Origin of the sequence: Paenibacillus hunanensis (assembly GCF_014645615.1) — a bacterium.
In the GTDB taxonomy this organism is placed as follows: Bacteria; Bacillota; Bacilli; order Paenibacillales; family Paenibacillaceae; genus Saccharibacillus; species Saccharibacillus hunanensis.
On record NZ_BMMB01000034.1, the window covers coordinates 1 to 1,876 of the forward strand.

The 1,876-nt window shown below is 37.5% G+C and carries 1 protein-coding gene and 1 rRNA gene; one reads left to right on the plus strand and one right to left on the minus strand.

Features of this window, described 5'->3' with window-relative positions; genetic code table 11:
• Positions 1-138: ribosomal RNA gene (locus IEX62_RS23430) — 16S ribosomal RNA — on the minus strand; the annotation flags it as partial.
• Between the two features lie 1,041 nt (positions 139-1,179).
• Here IEX62_RS23430 and catA point away from each other — a divergent pair.
• Positions 1,180-1,818 (plus strand): type A chloramphenicol O-acetyltransferase, encoded by a 639-nt coding sequence (gene catA, locus IEX62_RS23435; protein ID WP_188778816.1) that lies wholly within the window; start codon positions 1,180-1,182, stop codon positions 1,816-1,818.
• Positions 1,819-1,876: the final 58 nt, after the last annotated feature.

The following is a 1,876-nucleotide window of genomic DNA, read 5'->3' on the forward strand; positions in this document are numbered from 1 at the left end:
GGGCAGGTTGCCTACGTGTTACTCACCCGTCCGCCGCTAAGTCTCAAAGAAGCAAGCTTCCTATCGACTCCGCTCGACTTGCATGTATTAGGCACGCCGCCAGCGTTCGTCCTGAGCCAGGATCAAACTCTCCAATAAAGTGTTTGACTTGCTCATTTTGTTGCTGGCGAGAACATTGCTGTTCTCTATATTTTGAAGAACTAAGTTCTTCACTCACTCGTTGTTCAGTTTTCAAAGATCAAGCTCTTTCGTTGCCGCTCAGTGTCTCTCGCAGCAACTCTTATATCTTATCATCTCATCAACCATCTGTCAACAACTTTTTTTGGAGTTATTTTCAATCTCATTTTGACGTGAGTTTGAAAAGCAGATTGTGTTGGCTACTTAGTGTAGCTAACCGGTTGGAAAGATTATTTTGTTCAGCCAGCAAACTTGTTTGTTTGTCGACCGGAATTAGAATATACCATAGATCGAAACAAGAAAGCAACCCCTTTTGTAAATTTATTTTATCAGGCTGACAGTGCTATCTTGTATTCTATCTTAATATCGCTTGTACTTCTTTATTGTACAGCTAATAATATAGCCTTTACTTATCCTAGCATAATAAGGAGAACCGTTAGCATTCAATCTGCGGTTTAAATTATTCCCACTATAATTAGATGGTTATTGTATAGGTGATTTTCATTGCATTCTATTATCTATCTTATATAGATAGTAATCTCACTTTTATATGTTTGTCTCCATGCTTTATTAGAGATGCCGATATGTTTGGTGTGTGCGCGCACATTAGGTTAAGGCATCGTACCTCAATGTCTCTCCATCGTATCTTATATGATATGACTATGTTTTAATTCGCGTTTATATCAGGATACCTATACGCATAAGCATTCTTATATATCTTCTGTATACTCTAAATGAATTAGTTCTCATCATGTAGAAGCTATTAGACGCTGTATAGGTATCAATTACAAATTAGATTGGTATGATGCGATCGTTATTCATTTACGAAAATGATTGGTTTGGCGTTTTGGAAAAATAATTAGGATAATAAAGCCAGCTTAAAAGAATTTTGTTGTGATAAAATATCTGGTAACTCTTAACTAAGGATGAGTTTGAATGAAAAAAACAGACAACGCTGCCTCCTAAATTCGTTTCATACTTAAAATTTAGGAGGCAGATCGAATGAACTTCAATCCAATTGATTTTAATACCTGGAAGAGAACGGAAACCTTTCACCATTATATGAATCAAAACACTTACTTTAGCCTGACGAATGAAATCGATATCCATGCTTTATATCAGTTTACCAAGCAAAAAGGATATCGCTTCTATCCTGTATTTATTTTCTTGATTACTAAGGTGATCAATTCACACGTTAATTTTAGAACGGGCTACAATAGTCATGGGGAACTGGGTTATTGGGATACGCTGGAACCACTGTATACTATTTTTGATCAAGCATCCGAGTCATTCTCTGCGATATCGACTCCTGTTGTAAGTGATTTTCAGACGTTTTACGATGCCTGTATTTCGGATATCGAAATCTATCAAGCTTCGGCTAAGCTATTCCCTAAGATGCCTGTGCCTGAAAATGTATTCTCTCTTTCGATGATTCCGTGGACGGCGTTTACTGGATTCAACTTGAATATTACCAATAGTCGTTACCTACTGCCTATTGTTACGGCAGGAAAATTCATTCATAAAGATGATTCTATCTTTTTACCGTTGTCGTTGCAGGTTCATCATTCGGTGTGTGATGGTTATCATGCTGGCCTGTTTATGAATACGGTTCAGGAGTTAGCCAGTCATCCGGGGGATTGACTTTTATAGAGAAGAGCGACTTTTATAGAGAAGAGCGACTTTTATAGAGAAGAGCGAC